Source organism: Mycobacterium syngnathidarum (genome assembly GCF_001942625.1).
Taxonomy (GTDB): domain Bacteria; phylum Actinomycetota; class Actinomycetes; order Mycobacteriales; family Mycobacteriaceae; genus Mycobacterium; species Mycobacterium syngnathidarum.
This window is the reverse complement of the sequence record NZ_MLCL01000001.1, coordinates 66,639-88,915: the sequence shown is the minus strand read 5'-3', so window position 1 is coordinate 88,915 and position 22,277 is coordinate 66,639. Positions and strand designations below refer to the sequence as shown.

Sequence of the window (22,277 nt, the reverse complement as noted above, 5' to 3'; positions counted from 1 at the left end):
GCCGGTTCGATTTCGATTCGCGGGGCCGGTCAGGCAGACTGGTCGGCGGAGGGGAGTATTCCTTCGCTGCGATGTCGTCATCACGTCGGTCGTCAATCGATCGATCGGTGTCGCGGGCCGGTGCGTGTTTCCGGTGGAAGAGACCTCCGGCGTTGTGACGACCGGAGGAATCTCGATGCAGGTAAGCCAGCTGGAATGGATCATCACCCTGGCGGTGACGATTGCCGTTCTGCTGTTCGACGTCGTCGTGATCGGGCGGCGCCCGCACGAACCCAGCACCCGCGAGACCGCGACCGCACTATCGGTCTACATCGGCCTGGCCGTCGCGTTCGGCGTGTTCGTGTGGATGTTCCACGGCAGCCAGTTCGGGCTGGAGTTCTTTGCCGGCTGGCTCACCGAATATTCACTCTCGGTGGACAACCTGTTCATCTTCTTGATCATCATGGCCAGCTTCAAGGTGCCCAGGGTTTACCAGCAGCAGGCCCTGCTGGTCGGCATCATCCTGGCGCTGATCTTCCGCGGCATCTTCATCGCACTGGGTGCGGTGGCCATCAACCAGTTCTCCTGGGTCTTCTACATCTTCGGCGCCTTCCTGGTCTACACCGCGATCAACCTGGTTCGCGATACCGACCACGACGACGACGGCGACAACGGGGTGGTGCGCTTCGCCCGCAAGCACCTGCGCACCACCGACAAATGGGATGGCCTCAAGCTGTGGATTCACGAGAACGGCACGCGGCTGATGACGCCGATGTTCCTGGTGATCGTGGCTCTGGGCACCACCGACCTGCTGTTTGCGCTGGACTCGATCCCCGCGATCTACGGGCTGACCCAGGAGCCGTACCTGGTGTTCACCGCCAACGTGTTCGCGCTGATGGGTCTGCGTCAGCTCTACTTCCTGCTGGGAGACCTGCTCAAGCGGCTCGTCTACCTGTCGCAGGGGCTGGCGTTCATCCTGGCCTTCATCGGCGTGAAGTTGGTGCTGCACGCGTTGCACGAGAACGAGTTGCCGTTCATCAACGGTGGCGAACCGGTGCACGTTCCGGAGATCCCGACGCTGGCCAGCCTCGGCGTGATCGTCGTGACCCTGGCCGTCACCACCGTCGCGAGTCTGTACAAGACCCGGGTGCGTGACGCCCGGTAGTCCGTTGGCTTTCTGGACCAGTGCTGGATTGATCGGTCGCGGGAGTATTGACGCGTACGCATAGGTAGTCTCAAGGACGTCGTCACTAAAGCAGAGGGTCAGCGCGACCGGGGTGGCTTCAGTTGAGTGAAGGACGTGATCCCATGCGCGCGGAGCAACCGTATCCCTCTGCCACCCTCGCCGGCCCGGCGTTGGGGCGACGCTTGTCTTTGTTGCTGGTCGAGGACGACCGCGGTGACGCGCTGCTGGTCGAAGAACAGATCGCCGACGTAGCCGACACTGCCGATATCGACCTGGTGTGGGTGCAGTCCATGGCGGCTGCCGAGCGCGCGTTGATCGACGATCACCCCGACTGCGTCCTGCTCGACCTGAATCTTCCCGACGCCCAAGGCATTGATGCGCTGCACCGGTTGGGCCTGCTGGATCCCGCTGTTCCGGTGATCGTGCTCACCGGTTTGAACGACGAGCATTTCGGCGTTTCCGCGGTCGCTTCGGGCGCACAGGACTACCTCGTCAAGGGGCGGGTCGAGCCGGAGATGCTGCGGCGTGCGGTGGTCTATTCCATCGAGCGCAAACGCGCCGAGCTGACGGCGGTGGACCTGCATGCCAGCAAGCTGCGTGAACGGGAGAACGCGCGACTGGAGCGCGGTCTGCTGCCGTCCCCACTGCTGTTGGACGATCCGGGTGTCGAGATCGTCACCAAGTCGCTGCCGAGTAGGCGGGAAGCGCTGCTCGGCGGGGATTTCTACGACATCGTGCAGACACCCGATCGGACCGTGCACGTGATGATGGGCGATGTCGCGGGTCACGGTCCCGACGAGGCCGCGCTCGGAGTGGCGCTGCGGATCGGTTGGCGTGCACTGACATTCGCCGGTCTGCGGGGAAACGAGCGGATGCGTCAGCTGGACCGCATCCTGACCACCGAACGCCATGGACCGGGAATCTTCGCGACCCTGCTCAGCGTGGCGCTCGACCCCGACAGCGGGCAGTTCGACGTGGTCCGCGCCGGGCATCCGGGTCTGCTGGTACACGGTGACAATGCGGTGCGCTGGATCGAGCCCACCGCGGGCGCCGCGCTCGGCCTGGGGGCCACCGAGTGGCCGGTCAACAGACTGGAGTTGCCCGAAGGACACGGGTTGCTCCTGCTCACCGATGGCTTGTTCGAGGGGTATTCGGGGCACGGTGGCGAGCGCCTCGGCGAAGAGGGCCTGCTCGAGCTGGCCAACTCCGTTGCGGCCCTGCCGGGGCGCGACTTCGTCGCCGCACTCATCGACGACGTGGAATCCCGAGCGCGTCCGCACGGTGGTCTGAGCGACGACATCGCGCTGATCAGGGTGGAGCGGTCCGCGGTATGAAGCTCACGGTCCAAGGCTGGCAGAACCTGCTGGTGTCGGTGATGTGCGTGATCGTGCTGACCGGCGCGATCGCCGGCATCGCCCTGGTGGGCCGGACTGACGCGGTAACCCGTGAGCTGATCGACGACGTGCAACCGGCCCGGGTGGCCGCCTATCAGCTGCAAGGGGCGCTACGCGACCAAGAGACGGCCGTTCGCGGCTATGCGATCGCCGCAGACCCCCGGTTCCTCGAGCCCTATCGTGCCGGCCGGCGTGCCGAAGCGGCTGCGGCCGAAGAGCTCCGCAGCTATCTGGCCGGCCACGCCGGTCTGTTGTCCGACCTTGACGCGATCGAGAACGCCGCCGCGGCATGGCGATCCACCTACGTCGAACCTCTCGTCGACAGCGTCGCGGTGCGTCGGCCGGCGATCCTCGACGCCGGAACCGCGGATCGCGACAAAGACGAGTTCAACCGTCTGCGTGAGCTTTTCGACGTACAGAATGCCCATCTCAGCCAGGCCAGGCAGGGTGTTGTCGACGCACTGGCCGACGTTCGGAGGTGGCGCGACGGCGTGGTGATGGCGATGGTCGTGGCCTTCTTCGCCATGGCGGTGTTGATGACGGTTCTGGTGCGTAGTGCCGTCACCCGCCCGCTGGCCACGCTCGCGGCATCGTGCCGCAGGATCACAGAGGGTAACTTCGCCGAACGAATCGTTCCGAAGGGGCCCAAAGATATTCGGGCGATTGCCACCGATGTCGAGGACATGCGCCAACGCGTCGTCGAGGAACTCGAGGCGTCCCGGTCGGCCGAGGCGGCTCTCGATCAGCAGGCCGAGGAGCTACGTCGCTCCAACGCCGAACTCGAGCAATTCGCCTATGTGGCATCGCACGACCTTCAGGAGCCGCTACGGAAGGTCGCCTCGTTCTGCCAGCTGCTGGAGAGACGCTACGGCGACAAACTCGACGAGCGCGGTATCGAGTACATCGGCTTCGCGGTCGACGGCGCCAAGCGCATGCAGGTACTGATCAACGACCTGCTGACCTTCTCCCGGGTGGGGCGGCTCAACGCCACTCACACCGAGGTGGACCTCAATGGTGCACTCGACGTCGCGCTGAACAACCTGTCCACCGCGATCGCCGAATCGGGTGCCGAGATCCAGCGGCCCGGTGAGCCGTTGCCTTCCATCGACGGAGATCCCACGCTGATGGCGATGGTGTGGCAGAACCTGATCGGCAATGCCGTGAAGTTCCGCCGGGACGGTGTGGCGCCCCGCATCGTGATCGACTGCCGGGACGGTACGGATGAACTGGCCGACAACTGGGTATTCAGCGTCTCGGACAACGGCATCGGGATCAGCGAGGAGTTCGTGGACAAGGTTTTTGTCATATTCCAGCGTTTGCACGGTCGCGATGCCTTCAGCGGAACGGGTATCGGCTTGGCGTTGTGCAAGAAGATCGTCGAACACCACGGCGGTTCGATCTGGATCGACACGACCTATACCAGCGGCACCAAATTCATGTTCACCTTGCCCACAACACCCACCACCGTGCCCAACGGTGTCCCAGAAGCGCAGTTGGAAGGAACGTCTGAATGACATCATCGGAGAGCCGAGCGATTGACATCCTGTTGGTCGAGGACGATCCCGGTGACGAGCTCATCACTCGGGAAGCGTTCGAACACAACAAGATCAAGAACAACCTGCACGTGGCCCGGGACGGTGAGGAAGGCCTGGACTTTCTGTACCGGCGCGGCGCCTTCGAAGGTGCGCCGCGGCCGGACCTGATCCTGCTCGACCTCAACCTGCCGAAGTACGACGGCAGGCAGCTGCTGGAGAAGATCAAGTCGGACGATGACCTGTGCCACATTCCGATCGTGGTGCTGACCACCTCGTCGGCCGAAGAGGACATCCTGCGCAGCTACAAGCTGCATGCCAATGCCTACGTCACCAAACCCGTTGACCTCGACCAGTTCATGAGTGCGGTCCGTCAGATCGACGAGTTCTTCGTTCAGGTGGTGCGGCTCCCGCAGTTCTGATCGATGTGGTCCCACTGCAGGCGGACTTCGGTGCCCGCGTGGTTCGAGTCGATGACGGCCCGGTCCGTGAGTGCCCGCATCAGCGGGATCCCACGGCCACGGGCCGGGTTCTTGTGGTCGGTCTGGGCGATCCGCCACGCGCCCTCATCGGTGACGGTGACCGTCAGTACCGCTGCGTCGCTGTCGTAATCGGCGCTCAGGTGCATCACCCCGGGCGCCGGGGCATCCACGTAGGCGAACTCCGCGGCGTTTGCCAATGCTTCGTTCACGGCCAGCACGACATCGCTGGCCTTGGTCGAGTCGAGGGTGAGGTGCGTGCTCAGCCAACTGGTGAACTCACGGCGCATCTGCGCCGCCTCTTCGGGGGCAGCGGTGACATGCTTCGTGAAGTGAGCTGACTGGCCTGCGTTCGTCATGTCGACCCGTTGGCTACCCCGTCGTCGCCGGTGTTATGTCTTCAGTGCGGCCAATGCCTCGTCGAGTGTCGCAAACAACTCGACGACTTCGGTGATCCCCACCAGCTTGAGCGGCCGGCTGGTCGCCGGTCCGTCGGCGACCACCGCGAACCGCGCCGCGTCGCCCAGCTGTTCCCGTGCCGCCACCAGCACACCCATTCCGGCTGACGCCAGGAACTCCACCGCGCTCAAGTCGACAACCACGGCCGCCGGCGAGCTCTTGACGGCCGAGTTGATTGCCTCTTCGAGTTTCGGTGCGGTGAGCATGTCGACCGTTCCGGTCACTGTCACCAGGCCGATGTCACCGACACGGCTCTCTTCCGCCGAGCAGCTTGCCGGGTCCGGTTGGCTAGTCATCGTCACCTCCGACGTGATTCGTGCGCCTATGGAGACGTCGACAAATGATAACGGTGTAAACCGCGATCGCTGGGGGCGCCCTGTATTGGAGATCCATGTCGGCCCAACTGATACTGATAGTGCATCAGTGTGCCGCAAACTTGACTTGGACATGTATTTATCGATCACCGTACGGTGCCAGTATGGCAACCACGGTGCAGACAACAGACCTGACCGGGCAGATGTTGATCGCGGGCGCACCGGTACGCGGCGCCGGCAACGAGATTCGGGGCATCGACCCGCAAACCGGCAGCCCCATCGAACCCGCGTATGCATACGGCGACCGCTCCCATGTCGAGGACGCTTGCGCCGCCGCCGCCGACGCCTTCTCGCCGTACCGGTCGGCCCCGATCGAGACACGGGCACAGTTCCTGGAGGCGATCGCGACCAACCTCGAGTCGCTCGGTGACGCCCTGGTGGACCGGGCACATCTCGAGACCGGCCTGCCCCGGCCGCGGCTGACCGGCGAGGTCGGGCGTACCGCCGGCCAACTGCGGTTGTTCGCCGCAGTACTGCGCGAGGGCGGCTGGAACCAGGCCCGGATCGACCCCGCGCAGCCGGACCGCACCCCACTGCCACGTCCGGACATCCGTCAGCGCAGCGTGCCACTCGGCCCCGTCGCGGTGTTCGGTGCCAGTAACTTCCCGCTGGCCTTCTCGGTGGCCGGCGGCGATACCGCATCCGCGCTGGCTGCCGGTTGTCCCGTCGTGGTCAAGGCCCACGATGCCCACCCCGGCACCTCCGAACTCGTCGGGCGTGCCATCACCGAGGCCGTCGCGTCGTCCGGGCTGCCGGCCGGGATCTTCTCCCTGCTGTACGGCTTCGGCCCGGAACTGGGCACCGCACTGGTCACCGATCCCCGGATCAAGGCGGTCGGATTCACCGGTTCCCGTGCAGGCGGCATGGCATTGGTCGCAGCCGCTTCAGCTCGTCCCGAGCCGATCCCGGTGTATGCCGAGATGAGTGCCGTCAACCCGGTGTTCCTACTCGGCGGTGCACTGGCTGACCGCGGTGCCGAGTTGGCCCGGGCCTTCGTCGGATCGCTGACGCTGGGCTCCGGACAGTTCTGCACCAACCCCGGTCTGGTCATCGGGGTCGATGGGCCCGAGCTGGAAACCTTCGTCGCCGCGGCACGCGAAGCGGTCACGGCCAGTACCCCGACCGTGATGCTGACCACGGGCATCGCCGACAACTTCCGCGGTGGAGTTGCGGCGCTGGAGGCCGAGGCGGCGCTGATCGCCCGCGGCTCGGAGGCCGACGCCCCGGCGGCACCGTGCCGTGCCGCACTGTTCGCCACGGACGCTCCCACCTTCCTGGGCTCGGCGGCGTTGCGGTCCGAGGTGTTCGGCGCCTCCGGCGTTGTCGTCAGGTGCTCGGACGCCGCCGAGATGCTGCGGCTCGCCGACAGCCTGGAGGGCCAGCTGACCGCCACCATCCACGCCGACGAGTCCGACCACGGTCAGGCAGGTGAACTGCTGGACGTCCTCGAGCTCAAGGCGGGACGAATCCTGTTCAACGGCTGGCCCACCGGCGTCGAGGTCGGCCATGCCATGGTGCACGGCGGGCCGTTCCCCTCCACTTCGGATTCGCGCACCACCTCGGTGGGGGCGCGTGCCATCGAGCGATTCCTGCGGCCGGTGTGCTATCAGGACGCCCCGAAATCCCTGCTGCCCAGTGCCATTGCCGACGGAAACCCGGACGGCCTGTGGCGCCGTATCGACGGCAATCTCACCCAAGACTGACCTGATCCAATCAAGGAGTACACATGCTTGACGGTGTCCTGTTCTTCCCGGTAACCCCACTCACCGTTGCCGGTGAGGTCGATGTGGACCTGCTCGCGCAGCACGTAGCCAAGGGCGTCGACGCCGGACCCGGTGGCGTGTTCATCGGCTGCGGCACTGGAGAATTCCATGCTCTCGACCCCGAGGAAATGCGCACCGTGGTGCGTACCGCCGTCGAGACCGTCGGCGGCCGGGTCCCGGTGTACGCCGGAGCGGGCGGCTCGATCGCAGCGGCCAAGGCCTTCGCCCAGGTGGCCGCCGAAGCAGGCGCCGACGGACTGTTGCTGCTGCCGCCGTACCTGGTCGAGATGCCACAGGCCGGACTCGTGGCCTACACCCGTGAGGTCAGCACGGTCACCGACCTTCCCGTCGTGGTCTACAACCGCAACAACGCCCGCTACACCGAGGTGTCGGCCGTCGAGGTCGCCCAGCTGCCCAACGTCGTCGGATTCAAGGACGGCACAGGCGATCTCGATCAAGTGTCGCGTATCGTGCGCGCTGTCACCGATGCACTGGAGCCGCTCGGCAAGCCGTTCCAGTTCTTCAACGGGCTGCCCACCGCCGAGGTGTCGCAGCAGGCTTACCGCGCAATCGGCGTCACGCTGTACTCGTCGGCCACTTTCGCATTCGCGCCCGACGTCGCACTCGCCTTCTATCAAGCTCTGGAGACCGGCAACGAGCCGTTGATCGCGGCCCTGACGCGCGAGTTCTTCCATCCGCTGGTGCGCCTGCGGGACACCGTTCCCGGCTACGCGGTCTCGTTGATCAAGGCCGGGGTCAGCATGGAGGGGATCCCCGCCGGGCCGGTACGCCCCCCGTTGGTCGATGCCACGCCCGACGATATCGCTGAGCTGCAACGCATCCTGGCGGCCGGTCGCGCGGTGCTGGCCGACGCCCTGGTGCACTGATGCCGGCGGTCCGCATCGCCGGCGCGCGCATCACTCCCGTTGCGTTCGCCGACCCGCCGTTGCTCAACACCGTCGGCGTGCACCAGCCGTTCGCGCTGCGGGCGATCATTCAACTGGACACCGATGCGGGCCTGACCGGACTCGGCGAGACGTACGCCGACACCCGGCACCTGGAGCGCCTCCGCGCCGCCGCCGATGCGATAGTCGGGCAGGATGTGTTTGCGCTCAACGCTATCCGTGCGGCCATTGCCCGGGTACTGCAAGGTGACACCGCAGCGGTCGGGACCGCCGGCATGATCACCACCGCCAGTGCGGTCGACCAGGTGTTCTCGCCGTTCGAGGTGGCGTGCCTCGACGTCGCGGGCCAGGCCACCGGCCGGCCGGTGTCGGATCTGCTCGGCGGTGCGGTGCGTGATGCGGTGCCGTTCAGCGCCTATCTGTTCTACAAGTGGGCCGGTCACCCCGGTGCTGGGCCCGACGGCTGGGGCGAGGCGCTCGACCCGGACGGCATCGTGGCCCAGGCTCGCCGCATCGTGGACGAATACGGTTTCACCGCTATCAAGCTCAAGGGCGGAGTGTTCCGGCCGGAGGAAGAGGCCGCCGCGATCGAGGCACTGCGGGCCGCGTTCCCCGACCATCCGCTGCGGCTGGATCCGAATGCCGCTTGGACTCCCGAGACGTCGTTGAAGGTGGCAGCGCGACTGTCCGGGGTGGTCGAGTACCTGGAGGATCCGACTCCGGGGTTGGACGGTATGGCCGACGTGGCTGCACAGGCGTCGATGCCGTTGGCCACCAACATGTGCGTGGTGGCGTTCGAACAGCTCGCGCCTGCCGTGGCGAAAGGCTCGGTGCGCGTGGTGCTTTCCGATCACCACTACTGGGGCGGGCTGCAGCGCTCCCGGCTGCTGGCCGGCATCTGCGACACCTTCGGGCTGGGGTTGTCCATGCACTCCAATTCGCATCTGGGCATCAGCCTGGCCGCGATGGTGCATCTGGCCGGCGCCACGCCGAATCTCACCTACGCCTGTGACACCCACTGGCCGTGGAAGACCGAAGACGTGGTGCGACCCGGCGCTCTCGAGTTCCGCGCCGGATCGGTGCCGGTGCCGACCGGCCCCGGACTCGGCGTGCAGATCGACGACGACGCGTTGGCTGCGCTGCACGAGCAGTACGTGCGCTGCGGGATCACCGACCGCGACGACACCGGTTACATGCGCACGGTCGATCCGTCATTCGAGGCCGTCAGCCCGCGCTGGTAGTGCGATCCTGGAGATCCAACCATCCGGGAGCGCGCCATTGGAACCTTCACGCAGCTACCGCCTACTCCAGATCGCCCTCGTGGTCTCCAGCGTCGTGCACGCGGCGATCATGGCTGTGCAGTCGTTCGGGGACGGCCATCACTTGGGGCATCTGTGAGGTGACGTTCCCACTCTGCTCATCGCCGCCGTCGTATTGGCGGCAACAGGTCCGGGCTGCCGGAATCGGACACGAGCCCGCCTAAAAGGGCGGAGGCTTGTCGAGTTCGGTGTTGAGTCTGCGTTCGGTATTGATGCGTTGGGTGCGGGTTTGTTGGCGGGTTTGTTGGCGGAGCGGCATTTTGAGGTGCCGGTCGGTGGTGGTTGTGGTTGGTGTGGATGCTGTGGGTGGGGCTGGACTGTGGGTGGCCCAGTCGGGGAACAGGATTTGGCTGAAGGGTGTGGTGTGGTAGGTGTGGCCGGTGGGTGAGGTCCAGGTGTGGCTGCCGTCGGGGTGTTGGATGTCGGTCCAGCCGTTTTCGCCAGTGTGAAAAGTTTTGAGCAGGTGGTGGGTTCGGCATTTCGGGCCGAGGTTGCCGGGGTGGGTGGCTCCGGCCGGCCACGGGGTGGAGTGGTCGAGGTCGCAGTTGGTGGCGGAGACCCCGCAGCCGGGGAACATACATACGAGGTCGCGCATTTGGATGAAGGCGGCCAGTTTTGCTGAGGGTCGGTAGCGGGTTTCGGTGGTGAGGTCGTCGGACCCGGAGATGGGTTTGACGGCGGCGCCGGTGGCTATGAGCTCGGCGAGCAGGGGTGCGGGCACGATTCCGCCGCCGAGGATGACTGCGGGAGGTCCGGTTACGGCGGGTGTGCGGTCTTTGCGGTAGTCGCCGAGGGGAGGTGCACCGTGGATGCGCGGGTCCCGGGGTGGTTGCATCGGGTTTGTGGGTGTCGCCTTGGGTGGTTCCACGGCGGTTTCAGGCTCGGTGTTGTCGTCGACTTCATGCCCGAGTGAGTGGTCGGCAGCGTCGTTTCTGTTTTCGCTACTGTCGCGGTCCTCGAGACCGTTGTCGTCCTCGGTGTCGGTTGTGGTTTCAGCGGCCGGCTCGGGCAGGGTTTGTGCGAGGAGGTGGATGACGACGGCGCGGGAGCGGGGGTCGACTCCGGCGGCTTGGCAGTCCGGGTTGCCGCATTGGCAAGTGAGGTAGTTGGCTCCGGCACCGATGGCGCCCAGCGCGTCGGAGCGGCGCTGTCCCACGGTGCGGGGATCGTCGTCGCAGACGCCTCGGGCCATGTGGGTTAGCAGGTTTTTGAGCAGGGCGGCGTCGGTGGCCAGCAGTCGTCCCCAGATCGAGACGGTGCCGTTGGGGTCGTCGGGGTCGCCGAAGTGGATGTCGCGATCGCGGGCGGCGGTGCGGGTTCTGCGCACGGCGGCGGGGTCGAACTTCTCCACCCAGACATCGATGGCTTGTTCGGTTTTGGTGGCGGTCAGGGCACCATACGTCGTTGCGGCGCCGGCCAGGGCGGCGTCGACGAGTTGCAGCGCTTCGTCGTCGTTGATGAGTTGGGTGCGCCAGGTGATGGTAGAGATGATTTTTGCCGAGATGTCGCCGCGGGCGAAGACGGCGGCGACTTTGGGGAGGCGTTCGCGCAAGGCTTGGGCGATGCGCATCTGGGCGGAGGCGGCGCCGCGGCTGAGGTTGCAGGCGGCGCTGATGGCGGCGGCCGCGGTTTCCCAGCCGTCGATAGCGCGGTAGGCGGAGGCGTCGTCTTCGTCGTCGCAGTGCCGGGCCACGACCTCGGCGATGACGGACAGGCGTGCGGCGGCTTCGATGGCTTCGGCGCGGGTGTGGTGTTCGAGGGTGTCGATCAGCGCGGCGTCGGTGAATACACCGAGCGCCGGCCGATCAAGCAATTCGAACATATATTCTATAATAGTCCTGAACAAACAGGCGGGCAACGTTTTCCGGGTTGTCGCTGAATTGTCGCTCGCTAGGCGGGCAAATCTTGGCGGCGTCCTCGGGGTGGTCACAGGATGGTCATGCAATTAAATGCGCAGCTAAGTAATCTGTCGGGCATATTCATGCGGTTCGGGCATTTATCACGACATTGGCCGATAGGCTGCACCGGTGTTCTCGCTGTCGAGGCTGTCGTGCTTCATCGCCGTCGCCGAGGAACTGCACTTCGGCCGGGCCGCCGAACGGCTGCACATGACCCAACCGCCCCTGAGCCGCCAGATTCAGCAGTTGGAGAGCGAACTCGGGGTGAGTCTGATCGACCGCACCACCCGGTCGGTCACGCTGACGCCCGCGGGCGTGGCATTCCTGCCCGATGCCCGCCGTATCCTGCAGTTGGCCGAGGGGGCGGCACTCAATGTAAAACGTGTTCCCGCAGGCGATCTCGGGACCGTGGTGATTGGATTCACCGCGGCGTCGGCGCACCCGGTGTTGCCCAGGCTGTTCGATGCTGCACGGCAACAGATGCCCGACGTAACACTCGAGTTGCGGGAGATGGTGACGGCCGCCCAGATCGAAGCGCTCATGACGGGCGAACTGGATCTCGGTATGGCGCGGCCACCGCTCAAACGTCCCGGCCTGGTATCCCGGCCGCTGCTGCATGAACAGCTCATCGCCGCATTGCCGGCCGCGCATCCGCTGGTCGAGGTGCGCCGTCAGCTCACGCTCAACGATCTCGACGGCCAGGACATGGTGATGTATTCCCCGGTGCAGGCCCGCTACTTCAACGAACTGTTGATCAGCACGTTCACCATCGCCGGCGCCACACCGCGCTACGTCCAGTACGTCACCCAGGTGCACACCATGCTGGTACTGGTGCGCTCCGGGATCGGCATCGCCCTGGTGCCCGCATCGACGGCCACCATGCATCCCGAGGGAGTGGTGTTCCGGTCGATCGGCGCATTCCGGGAACGGCCGGTCGAATTGGATGCGGTCTGGCGTGGGGACAGTACTAATCCTGCGTTGCTGCGACTACTGCGCGACGTGCTGCCGCCACGGGAGTGGACCACCGACGATCTCATCGAGGATTTCGTCGGTTGAACGGTCCATCCGGGCATAGCCTGATGTGCATATGACGCCGACCTCGAGGAGGTCCTCACCATGCCACGACGCGACCGCCCGAACAGGGACCGAGACCGGGACATCTACTATCCGCCGCAACCAGTGGTGAGACCACAGGCCAAGATCGCCTGCGGGTGCCATTGCGGCTCATGCGGTTCCGGCGCGCACTGTCACAACATGAGCACCGGCTGTAACGTCCGCTAGGCCCTTTGACCTGACCCGGCCGGAGTCGGCATGGGCACCGGAGTGACGAGGTCGCCCGTCTCCAGGAACCTGTCCAGGTTGGCCAGGGTGAGGGCCTCCATCGCGGCACGAGTCTCGACGGTTCCACTCCCGACGTGCGGCAACAGCACCACGTTGTCCAACGACAGCAGTGCCTCGGGCGCATTCGGTTCGTCGGTGAACACGTCGAGTCCGGCACCGGCCAGCCTGCCTCCGGTCAGCGCATCGACAAGGGCTTGTTCGTCCACGACGCTGCCGCGGGCGATGTTCACCAGGTAGCCGTCGGGACCGAGCGCGTCCAACACATCCCGGTCGACGAGGTGCCGCGTCCCGCTGCCGCCGGCCGCGGCGACGATCAGGGCATCGACCTGCCGGGCGAGCTCGACGGCCGACGTGACGTAGGTGTACGGACTACCCGCGACCTCACGCCGATTGTGGTAGCTGATGGGGCAGCCGAATGCGACGAGCCGGGTGGCGATCGCCTGGCCGATCCGGCCCAGCCCGATGATGCCGACGCGCGCTCCCGAAACCTTATGGGTCAGTGGGTAGTTGCCGTCGCTGATCCAGCGGCCGGCCCGTAGGTAACGATCGGCGGCCGAGAACTGCCGCATGGTGTCGATCAACAATCCGACGGCGGTGTCGGCCACGCAGTCACTGAGTACATCCGGGGTGTTGCTGACCATGACGTTTCGGGCGGCAGCAGCTTCGACGTCGGTGGTGTCGTAGCCGACCCCGAAGTTGACCACCGCGCCGAGATTGGGCAGCGCCGACATCAGCTCGGCGTCGACACCGGTGCGTCCCGAGGTCACCACCGCGGCAATCGTGGCGCCGTGCTCGGCGAGGAACGCCGCGCGTTCGGGGCCGTCGGGCAACGCGAAGGCGTCATAGCTGGTCCGCAGCGTTTCCGCGAGCGACGGCTTGAGCGGACCCACCTGCAGGACGCGGCGGCTGGAATCGGAATCGGGCACACGTACTCCTCGGTCGGGATGCAGCTACGGTAAGCCTGCCTGCAAATACCCGTCCAACACGGAAATAGCATGGGTTGATACGCAAGCTGCATAATTGTCTCTGCGGCATTGCTGCAGGCGTATCGATGGCTTGCCCTACTCGCCAAATTCGCAGCTCAGTCTCCCTTTTCACCGTTCCCGCCATGGGGCGCGCACCCCCGATGCGAACCGTTTCCGCCGATTTCAGTGGGTTGACGAGCATCTCGGGCCGTTCTTAGCGTGTGTCTGCGGTCACAACCGGCATCCACATACGTGGACATCACACCCTGGAGGATTCATGAGGCGAGCCATCGCCGCTTCGGCAGTCGCTCTGGCCGCCTGCACGCTCACCGCAGGGTGCACCGTCGCCAACACTGCGCACGGCGGCTACGACCCCGACACCCTACGGATCGTCATCCCCCAGGAGCCGCCGACTCTGGAGCCGTGCGAGAGCTCGCTGACGTCCACCGGCATCGTGGTGCGGTCCAACATCACCGAACCGCTCATCGAGCGTGATCCCGACACCGGCGACCTGCAACCGCTGCTGGCCACCGCTTGGCGCCAAACCGCGCCCGACCAATGGACTTTCGACATCCGCAAAGGGGTCGCCTTCTCTGACGGTGCGCCGTTCACTGCCAGGGACGCTGCCTATTCGATCGACCGGGCGGTGAACTCCGATCTGCAGTGCAACGTCGACGGCTACGTGTTCGGCGATGACAGGCTGGACGTCAGGGCGTCAGACGAGAACACCGTGGTGATCGGCACCCCGAAACCGGATCCGATTCTGCCGCTACGTATCTCGTTCGTGGAGATTGTGCCGTCGGGAACCAGCCTCAGCGAGAAGGTGCGCGAGCCCATCGGCACCGGCCCGTACGCGATCGAAGACTGGGAGTACGGCCAGAAGCTGCTGCTCAAGCGCAACGATCGCTACTGGGGCGCCAAGCCGGCGTTCGCCCGCGCCGAATACCAGTGGCGCAGCGAGGGCAGCGTGCGCGCCGCCATGATCACCAACGACGAGGCCGACATCGCCACCTCGCTCGGGCCCGAGGACGGCGCCGGCGATCGGGGAGTTCCGTTCCAGAACAACGAGACCACCGCACTGCGCATGCAGGCGGGAGAGGCGCCGCTCAACGACATCCGGGTCCGGCAGGCCATCAACTACTCGGTCAACCGGACCGGCATCGTCAAAGCACTGTTCCGCGGGCTCGGGGAGCCGGCGTCGCAGCTCATCCCGTCCGGTGTCGTCGGGTACAACGACCACCTCCCGTTGTGGCCGCACGACCTCGACAAGGCCAAGGAGCTGATCGCCGAGGCCAAGGCGGACGGAGTGCCGGTGGACCGCCAGATCCGGCTGATCGGCCGCACCGCGCAGTTCCCGAAGATTTCGGAGACCATCGAGGTGCTGCAGAGTGAATTCGCCGAGATCGGTCTCAACGTCAAGATCGAGATGATGGACACCGCCGGCCAGTTGCAGTACCAGCTGAGGCCCTTCCCGGCGGATACCGGTCCTTATCTCCTGATGATCATGCATGGCAACCAGGCCGGTGACGCCGCGTTCACCATGGACCAGTACATGCTGTCCGAAGGGCCACAGAGTGCCTACGGCACACCGCAATTCGACGCCAAGATCCGCGCCGCGGAAGCACTCACCGGCCAGGCCCGCCAGGACGCGTTCGCCACACTGTTCGCCGAGGAACCGCAACAGATCATGCAGTTCGCCTACATCGCCCACATGAAGGGCATTCTCGGCAAGTCCCCGCGCGTGGACTACACGCCCAATTCCGCCACCGGCGACGAAATGCGGCTTTCGGAGATGACGCCCGCTGCGACCGACCGCACCGACAGGAGCTGAGCCCGATGTTCCCCTTCCTCCGTCGCCGGATGTACACCAGCGCCATCCCGTTGATCATCGTGCTGCTTGGTGTATTCCTGCTGGCCCGGCTCACCGGCGACCCGACCAACCTGTACCTGCCCGAGTCCGCCACCGCCGACCAGCGTGAGGCGTTTGCCCATCAGCACGGATTCGACCGGCCGCTCGCCGTCCAGTTGCTCGACTACTTCAAGGGCGTGATCCACCTCGATTTCGGAACCTCGCTGCGCACAGGTGAATCCGCATCGGCAATGGCCCTGCGGGCCTTCCCGGCGACACTGCAACTGGCCTTCACCACCATGCTGCTGGCGATCATCGGCGCCGTCATCGTGGGATGCTGGGCGGCCTACCGGCCCAACTCGCTGGCCGACCGGTTCTCCAGTCTCCTGTCGATGACCGCCGCCAGCATTCCCGATTTCTGGTTCGCCATCACCGGGGTGTGGCTGTTCTCCGTGCTGATGGGATGGCTGCCCACCTCGGGCACCGACGATGGCATGCTGTCCTGGATCCTGCCGATCGCCACCCTGATGATCCGGCCGCTGGGCGTACTCACCCAGGTGGTCCGAGGCGCCATGGTCTCGGCACTTTCGGCGCCTTACATCAGGCTGGCCCGCAGCAAGGGCGCCGGCGATCTGCGAGTGGTCAGCCACCACGCGCTGCGCAACGCGGCAGCACCCGCGCTGACGGTGGCAGGCGATCTCGCGGTCGGTCTGATCAACGGTGCGGTGGTGGTGGAGGCCATCTTCGGCTGGCCCGGCATCGGCAAGCTCATGATCGACGCCATCCTGCAGCGTGACTTCGCCGTCCTGCAGGCGGCCGTCCTGCTCACCGCGGTGAGCATCTTCGTGCTGAACATCATCATCGACGCCTGCTACGCGCTGCTGGATGCACGCGTACGGGAACCGGCAAAGGTCTAGGGGTACACATCGTGAGCACTCAAATCGACCTGGTACCAGTCAAGCCCACCACCGCTATCGTTGGCGAACCGGAGGCTGAACCGACCCGCAGACGCTCGGTGTGGTTCCGGCTGCTGGTCAACGACCGGGTCGCCGCCGCCGCTGTCGTGGTGCTGGGCCTGGTGATCCTTACCGCGGTGTTCGGGCCGATGCTGGTCGGCAACCTCGCCACCCAGATCGACCTCGACAATTCGAACCAGGCGCCGTTCACGCTTGCGCACGGCTGGGCGAACGTTCTCGGCACCGACCCCCTGGGCCGCAGCATGCTCGCCCGTTTGATCGTCGCGTGCCGCACCACGCTGTCGGTGGCCGTCCCCGCCGTGGTGATCTCGGCGGTCGCCGGATCGCTGATCGGGATGTGGGCCGGCTACTACCGCGGCTGGCGGGAAACGCTGGCGATGCGGGTGGCCGACGTCATCATGAGCTTCCCCTCGTTGCTGCTGGCCGTGGTGGTGCTCTACGTGTTCTCCCCGAGTGCGGCCAATATCGTTGCGGTGCTGGCCATCACCCGCATTCCGGTGTACCTGCGCACCGCCCGCGCCGAGTCGGCCGAACTGTCCAGCCGGGTGTTCGTGGATGCCGCCCGCACGTTCGGGGCCAGTGGACGGTCCATCATCGTCCGGCACGTGGTGCCGATCGTGCTGCCCACCCTGCTCACCGTGGCCACACTGGACTTCTGCTACGTCATGCTGGCCGAATCCTCGCTCAGCTTCCTGGGTATCGGCATCCAGCCGCCGGATGTCAGCTGGGGCCTGATGGTTTCGCAGGGCCGCACCTACCTGCACACCGCGTGGTGGCTCTCGTTCTTCCCGGGGCTGGCCATCGTCATCACCACGGTCTCGGCCACCATCCTGGCCGCCTGGGCCCGGATCGCCACCGACCCCGGACAGCGCTGGCGGCTCACCGTCCCGCAGAAACGCCTGTCGCGCTTCACCAAATCCGGAAAGGCCCTCGGATGACTTCCCAGTTGAGCAACAGTGTCGCCGAACAGCCGACCATCTCCGAGCACTTCGACACCGAACCCGCGCTGGTGGTGGACGGGCTCACCGTCGACATCCGCACCATCACCGGAACGGTGCGCGCCGTCGACCACGTCAGCTTCGCGGCGCGCCGCGGCCAGACCCTGGCCCTGCTGGGTGAATCCGGTTGCGGTAAATCGATGACCGCCACCGCGCTGGTCGGGTTACTCGAACCGGTCGCCGAGGTGGTCGAAGGTACCGCGACCTTGGCCGACGTGGACATCCTCGCCGCCGACCGCAAGACCCGGCGCAAGCTGGCCGGACCCGAGCTGGCCATCGTGTTCCAGGACGCCTTGACCGCACTCAACCCGCTCTACACCGTCGGCACCCAGTTGGCCGAGCCGTTCCGCATCCACCACGGCATGAACGCCAAGGACGCCAAGCGAAAAGCGGTGGAACTGATGGCGCGCGTGGGGATTCCGCAGCCGGAGGAGCGGATGAAGTCCTATCCACACCAGTTCTCCGGCGGGATGCGGCAGCGGCTGCTGATCGCGATGGCCGTCGCTCTGAACCCGCGGGTGCTGATCGCCGACGAACCGACCACCGCACTCGATGTCACCGTGCAGGCGCAGATCATGGCGCTGCTCAAGAGCCTGCGTACCGAGTTCGACATGGCCGTCGTGCTGATCACCCACGATCTGGCGCTGGTGGCCGAGGAAGCGGATCAGGTCGCGGTGATGTACGCCGGCCAGGTTGTCGAAACCGGCCCGGTGGCAGAGGTTTTCGCCAATCCCAGGCACCCCTACACCAAGGGACTGCTCGACTCCGTCCCGGTGAGCGCGGTCCGCGGCGAGACGCTCAAGTCCATCGGCGGTGCCCCGCCCGACCTGCACTCGATCCCGGCCGGCTGCGTTTACCAGGACCGTTGCCCGTTGGCCCGCGACCTTTGCGTCACCACCAGGCCCGTGCTCGAGGGCGACGTACGGCGCAGCGCCTGCCACTTCGCCGACGAGGTCGACGCCCGCTCGCGAGGAGATGTAACAGATGTCTGAAAACCTGCTCACCGTCCGTGATCTGCGCAAGTCGTTCCGCGTGGGCAAGAACCAGCTGGCCGCCCTCGACGGCATCAACCTCGACCTCGGCCGCGGTGAAACGCTCGGCCTGGTCGGTGAATCCGGTTGCGGCAAGTCCACCTTGGCGCGGACCCTGATGATGCTCGAGCGCCCGGATTCGGGCAGCGTGACCTTCGACGGTATCGACCCGTTCCGGCTGCGTGGTGCCGAGCTGCTGAAGTTCCGGCGCCGCGTCCAGATGGTGTTCCAGGACCCCTACGCGTCGCTGAACTCCCGCATGACCGCGGGCGACATCATCGCCGAGCCCTGGCACACGCACAAAACCCTGCACCCCAACCGCAAGGACCGGGAGATGCGGGTGCGTGGTCTGCTCGACATGGTCGGCCTGGGCCCCAAAGCCGCGGGCAAGTACCCGCAGGAGTTCTCCGGTGGACAACGGCAACGCATCGGCATCGCCCGGGCCCTGGCGCTCAACCCCGATGTCATCATCTGCGACGAACCGGTCTCGGCACTCGACCTCTCGGTCCAAGCTCAGGTACTCAACCTGCTCAACGACCTGCAACAGGAATTGGGCATCTCCTACATCTTCATCTCGCACGACCTGTCGGTGGTCCGCCACGTCGCCGATCGCGTCACGGTGATGTACCTGGGCCGAATGATCGAGAGCGGCCGCACCGAGGACGTCTACCGGAACCCGCGGCATCCCTACACCGCGGCACTGATGTCGGCCGCACCGAAACTCGATGCGGCCCAGCGCAAAGACCGGATCCTGCTCAAGGGTGAGGTGCCGTCGCCACTGAATCCCCCGTCGGGCTGCCGGTTCCGCACGCGATGCTGGAAAGCCACCGAGATCTGCGCGATGCAGGTGCCGACGCCAACCGCGGACGTCGACGGCCATATCTCCGAGTGCCACCACCCGTTGGAGCCGGCGATGCCGGTGTCGGCGTGAGCATCGCCGGCTACGGGATCGTCGCCGCCGCCATCGTGCTGGCGTCCTGCATGCAGGCCTCCATCGGATTCGGCATGGGCATGCTGGCGGCGCCGATCGTGGCGATCGTGGATCCCGGGTTGATCCCGGGCACGCTCATCATGCTCGCCACCATCGTGACGCTCATGGTGGTGATCCGCGAGCGTGAGGATGTCGATCTCGCCGGAACCGGATGGGCCTTGGCGGGACGGCTTCCCGGCACCGTGGCCGGGGCACTGCTACTGATGGTGATGCCCAAGCAGGTGTTGGCGTATGCGCTGGCGGCGGTGGTTCTGGGCGGCGTGGCGCTGACGAGTATGGGCTGGATCCCCGCGCCGCACCGGCGCAATCTGGTGCTGGCCGGCGCCACCTCGGGCCTGCTCGGCACCGCGACCTCCATCGGTGGGCCGCCGATGGCGCTGGTGTGGCAGAACAACACCGGTGCCCGGTTGCGCGGCACGATGAGCGGGTTCTTTCTCGTCGGCTCGGCCCTGTCGCTCGTGGTGCTCGCGCTCACCGGTTCCGTCGACCACCACACCGTCGTGGTGTTCGCGATGCTGGTCCCGGCGTGCATCGTCGGCTATGCGCTGTCGCGGTGGGCCAACCGGCACTTGGATCGGCAGCGTCAGCGGTGGACGGCCATCGCGATATCCACCATCGGGGCCGTGGTGTTGATCGTCCGTCAGTTGATAGGAGGGTGAATTGACCGGCGATGACAGTGTTTCGGTACGCAAGGTCAAATCGGCCGTGCGCACGGTCGAGCTGCTGGAGTTCCTGGCGGCGCGCCCTGACGAGCCCACTCGCATCCGGGAAATCTGCGCCGCACTTGAGATGCCGCGCAGCTCGGCCCATGCCCTGCTGCGGACTCTGGTGGCCCAGGGCTGGGTGCGGTCCGACGATGTGGGTACGCAGTACAGCATCGGCATGCGGGCGCTGCTGGTGGGAACCAGCTACCTCGACGCCGACCCGTACCTGCCGATGATCGCGCCCTTCCTCGAAGACCTGCGCGGTCAGCTCGACGAGACGTTCCACCTCGCCCGGCTCGACGGCCACGACGTCGTCTACCTGGCCACCCGGGAGTCCCGCCAGTACGTGCGCACCCACAACAAGGTGGGACGCCGCCTGCCGGCCTATGCCACCGCACTCGGCAAGGCTCTGCTCGCCGAGCGGTTCGGCGCCGAACTCGATTCGCACATCCCGGACCCGCTGACACCGCTGACCCCCCGCACGTTCACCGACCGGACCGCTCTCGATGCGGCTCTCGACGAGGTCCGGGTTCGGGGCTATGCCACCGACGACGAGGAAAACACGCAGGGCATCAAGTGTTTCGCGGTCACGCTGCGCTACCGGCATCCGGCGCAAGACGCGATCAGTGCGTCAGTCCCGCTGTCGCGTCTGACGGCGGAGCGGGAACGCGAGATCGTCGACGCCCTGCGGCTGGTGTGCGACAAGGTATCGCGGGTGGTCCGCCCGGTTGCGAACGGGGACAAATGGTTCGCGTGACTTTGTCAACGAGATTGGAGCACCGATGAGTACGCAGAGCTCGACGCCTGTGGTGACCGAACTGACCGTGATACCGATCGCCGGTCATGACAGCATGCTGCTGAACCTCAGCGGCGCGCACGGACCGTTCTTCACCAGAAACCTGTTGATACTCAGGGATTCCGACGGCAACACCGGGGTCGGGGAGGTGCCGGGCGGTGAGGCGATCCGGCGGACCCTCGACGATGCCAGGCCGCTGGTGGTCGGCCGGTCCCTGGGCGGGTATCACGCCATCCTGGCGAGCATCCGCCGCGAGTTCGCCGGCCGCGACAGCGCAGGCCGGGGCGCCCAGACCTTCGATCTGCGGGTCATGGTGCACGCCGTCACCGCCGTGGAGTCGGCGCTGCTGGACCTGCTGGGCAAGCACCTGGGCGTGCCGGTCGCTGCGCTGCTGGGCGACGGCCAGCAGCGCAAGCGCGTTCAGGCATTGGGCTATCTGTTCTTCGTGGGCGATCGCAACCGTACCGACCTGGAGTACCAGTCCGCGGCCGATGAGCCGGACGGCGCCGATGAATGGCAGCGCATCCGCCACGACGAGGCGCTTTCGCCCGAGGGTGTGGTCCGGCTCGCCGAAGCTGCCCGCGCCCGCTACGGCTTCCGCGACTTCAAACTCAAGGGCGGCGTGTTGCCCGTGGCCGACGAGGCCAAGGCGGTCACCGCGCTGGCCGAACGGTTCCCCGATGCACGGATAACGTTGGACCCCAACGGTGGCTGGCTGCTGGCCGACGCCATCGACACCTGCCGTCAGCTCACCGACGTGCTGGCCTATGCCGAGGATCCGGTCGGACCCGAAGGCACGTTCTCCGGGCGTGAGGTGATGGCGGAGTTCAAACGGGCCACCGGACTCCCGACAGCGACCAACATGATCGCCACCGACTGGCGGGAGATGGGGCATGCGATCCGGGCTGGCGCCGTCGACATCCCCCTGGCCGATCCGCACTTCTGGACCATGAGCGGCTCGGTCCGGGTCGCTCAGCTCTGCGATGCCTGGGGTTTGACGTGGGGGTCGCACTCCAACAACCACTTCGACGTTTCCCTGGCCTTGTTCACCCATGTGGCGGCGGCCGCGCCGGGTGACATCACGGCCATCGATACCCATTGGATCTGGCAGGACGGCCAGCGGATCACCAAGGCGCCCTACCGAATTGTCGACGGCTATCTCGATGTGCCTGAAGCGCCGGGGCTGGGTGTCGAGCTCGATGAAGAGCGGGTCGCCGCGGCGCACGAGCTGTACCTGGCCAAGGGGCTGGGCGCCCGGGACGACGCGGTGGCCATGCAGTACCTGATCCCCGGTTGGAAGTTCGACAGCAAGCGACCTGCGCTGCAGCGGGATTGAC

The 22,277-nt window shown here is 66.1% G+C and carries 20 protein-coding genes and 1 pseudogene; 17 read left to right on the top strand and 4 right to left on the bottom strand.

Annotated elements, in window-relative coordinates:
* Positions 1 to 175 precede the first annotated feature (175 nt).
* The 4 genes from BKG60_RS00465 (at position 176) to BKG60_RS00450 (ending at position 4,513) form a co-directional block, all read left to right on the top strand.
* A complete protein-coding gene (locus BKG60_RS00465) occupies positions 176 to 1,144 on the top strand; it encodes a TerC family protein (protein ID WP_070185954.1) in 969 nt (322 codons plus the stop codon).
* Positions 1,145 to 1,287: 143 nt separating this feature from the next.
* Entirely contained in the window at positions 1,288 to 2,499 is a 1,212-nt protein-coding gene (locus BKG60_RS00460; protein WP_070943847.1) for a PP2C family protein-serine/threonine phosphatase, read from the top strand.
* Complete coding sequence (locus tag BKG60_RS00455) at positions 2,496 to 4,073, top strand: sensor histidine kinase (RefSeq protein WP_070943848.1); 1,578 nt, start codon at positions 2,496 to 2,498, stop codon at positions 4,071 to 4,073. Before BKG60_RS00460 ends, BKG60_RS00455 begins: the two co-directional genes overlap by 4 nt.
* Positions 4,070 to 4,513 carry a response regulator gene (locus BKG60_RS00450; RefSeq protein ID WP_070943849.1) on the top strand — a complete coding sequence of 148 codons (444 nt, stop codon included), beginning with the start codon at positions 4,070 to 4,072 and terminating at the stop codon, positions 4,511 to 4,513. Before BKG60_RS00455 ends, BKG60_RS00450 begins: the two co-directional genes overlap by 4 nt.
* On the opposite strand, the gene BKG60_RS00445 is transcribed toward BKG60_RS00450, so the two are convergent.
* Entirely contained in the window at positions 4,486 to 4,929 is a 444-nt protein-coding gene (locus BKG60_RS00445) for an ATP-binding protein (RefSeq protein ID WP_070943850.1), read from the bottom strand. The two genes, BKG60_RS00450 and BKG60_RS00445, sit on opposite strands and share 28 nt — an antisense overlap.
* 33 nt (positions 4,930 to 4,962) lie before the next feature.
* Positions 4,963 to 5,325, bottom strand: coding sequence for an STAS domain-containing protein (locus BKG60_RS00440; protein WP_070943946.1), 363 nt, complete (start codon positions 5,323 to 5,325; stop codon positions 4,963 to 4,965).
* A gap of 182 nt (positions 5,326 to 5,507) precedes the next feature.
* Here BKG60_RS00440 and BKG60_RS00435 point away from each other — a divergent pair, with 182 nt between their 5' ends.
* From BKG60_RS00435 to BKG60_RS32750, 4 genes and pseudogenes are all read left to right on the top strand, one after another.
* Positions 5,508 to 7,106 (top strand): aldehyde dehydrogenase (NADP(+)), encoded by a 1,599-nt coding sequence (locus tag BKG60_RS00435; RefSeq protein WP_070943851.1) that lies wholly within the window; start codon positions 5,508 to 5,510, stop codon positions 7,104 to 7,106.
* Positions 7,107 to 7,129: 23 nt separating this feature from the next.
* Positions 7,130 to 8,053 carry a 5-dehydro-4-deoxyglucarate dehydratase gene (locus BKG60_RS00430; protein WP_070943852.1) on the top strand — a complete coding sequence of 308 codons (924 nt, stop codon included), beginning with the start codon at positions 7,130 to 7,132 and terminating at the stop codon, positions 8,051 to 8,053.
* Positions 8,053 to 9,312 (top strand): glucarate dehydratase family protein, encoded by a 1,260-nt coding sequence (locus BKG60_RS00425; RefSeq protein WP_070943853.1) that lies wholly within the window; start codon positions 8,053 to 8,055, stop codon positions 9,310 to 9,312. The genes BKG60_RS00430 and BKG60_RS00425 overlap by 1 nt, the downstream gene beginning before the upstream one ends.
* Before the next feature lie 79 nt (positions 9,313 to 9,391).
* Positions 9,392 to 9,466, top strand: a pseudogene (locus BKG60_RS32750) (DUF6632 domain-containing protein); the annotation flags it as partial.
* A gap of 84 nt (positions 9,467 to 9,550) precedes the next feature.
* On the opposite strand, the gene BKG60_RS00420 reads toward BKG60_RS32750, so the two are convergent.
* A complete protein-coding gene (locus BKG60_RS00420) occupies positions 9,551 to 11,212 on the bottom strand; it encodes an HNH endonuclease signature motif containing protein (protein WP_070943854.1) in 1,662 nt (553 codons plus the stop codon).
* Between the two features lie 205 nt (positions 11,213 to 11,417).
* Here BKG60_RS00420 and BKG60_RS00415 point away from each other — a divergent pair, with 205 nt between their 5' ends.
* Complete coding sequence (locus BKG60_RS00415; RefSeq protein WP_070943855.1) at positions 11,418 to 12,344, top strand: LysR family transcriptional regulator; 927 nt, start codon at positions 11,418 to 11,420, stop codon at positions 12,342 to 12,344.
* A gap of 221 nt (positions 12,345 to 12,565) precedes the next feature.
* On the opposite strand, the gene BKG60_RS00410 is transcribed toward BKG60_RS00415, so the two are convergent.
* Positions 12,566 to 13,555, bottom strand: coding sequence for a 2-hydroxyacid dehydrogenase (locus BKG60_RS00410; RefSeq protein ID WP_075908992.1), 990 nt, complete (start codon positions 13,553 to 13,555; stop codon positions 12,566 to 12,568).
* Between the two features lie 316 nt (positions 13,556 to 13,871).
* Between BKG60_RS00410 and BKG60_RS00405 the strand changes: the two genes are divergently transcribed.
* Genes BKG60_RS00405 through BKG60_RS00370 form a run of 8 tightly spaced genes read left to right on the top strand, consistent with a single transcriptional unit; the run spans position 13,872 to position 22,276 of the window.
* Complete coding sequence (locus BKG60_RS00405) at positions 13,872 to 15,425, top strand: ABC transporter substrate-binding protein (RefSeq protein WP_075908991.1); 1,554 nt, start codon at positions 13,872 to 13,874, stop codon at positions 15,423 to 15,425.
* 5 nt (positions 15,426 to 15,430) lie between these two features.
* Complete coding sequence (locus BKG60_RS00400; protein WP_070185422.1) at positions 15,431 to 16,360, top strand: ABC transporter permease; 930 nt, start codon at positions 15,431 to 15,433, stop codon at positions 16,358 to 16,360.
* An 11-nt stretch (positions 16,361 to 16,371) separates the two neighbouring features.
* Positions 16,372 to 17,358 carry an ABC transporter permease gene (locus BKG60_RS00395; RefSeq protein WP_075908990.1) on the top strand — a complete coding sequence of 329 codons (987 nt, stop codon included), beginning with the start codon at positions 16,372 to 16,374 and terminating at the stop codon, positions 17,356 to 17,358.
* Positions 17,355 to 18,410, top strand: coding sequence for an ABC transporter ATP-binding protein (locus BKG60_RS00390; protein ID WP_083650180.1), 1,056 nt, complete (start codon positions 17,355 to 17,357; stop codon positions 18,408 to 18,410). The genes BKG60_RS00395 and BKG60_RS00390 overlap by 4 nt, the downstream gene beginning before the upstream one ends.
* Positions 18,403 to 19,380, top strand: coding sequence for an ABC transporter ATP-binding protein (locus BKG60_RS00385; protein ID WP_075908989.1), 978 nt, complete (start codon positions 18,403 to 18,405; stop codon positions 19,378 to 19,380). The genes BKG60_RS00390 and BKG60_RS00385 overlap by 8 nt, the downstream gene beginning before the upstream one ends.
* A complete protein-coding gene (locus BKG60_RS00380; RefSeq protein ID WP_075909016.1) occupies positions 19,377 to 20,099 on the top strand; it encodes a sulfite exporter TauE/SafE family protein in 723 nt (240 codons plus the stop codon). Before BKG60_RS00385 ends, BKG60_RS00380 begins: the two co-directional genes overlap by 4 nt.
* Before the next feature lies 1 nt (position 20,100).
* The gene (locus BKG60_RS00375; RefSeq protein WP_075908988.1) at positions 20,101 to 20,901 is read left to right on the top strand and encodes an IclR family transcriptional regulator; all 801 of its coding nucleotides are present in this window, start codon (positions 20,101 to 20,103) and stop codon (positions 20,899 to 20,901) included.
* Between the two features lie 25 nt (positions 20,902 to 20,926).
* The gene (locus BKG60_RS00370; RefSeq protein WP_075908987.1) at positions 20,927 to 22,276 is read left to right on the top strand and encodes an enolase C-terminal domain-like protein; all 1,350 of its coding nucleotides are present in this window, start codon (positions 20,927 to 20,929) and stop codon (positions 22,274 to 22,276) included.
* Position 22,277: the final 1 nt, after the last annotated feature.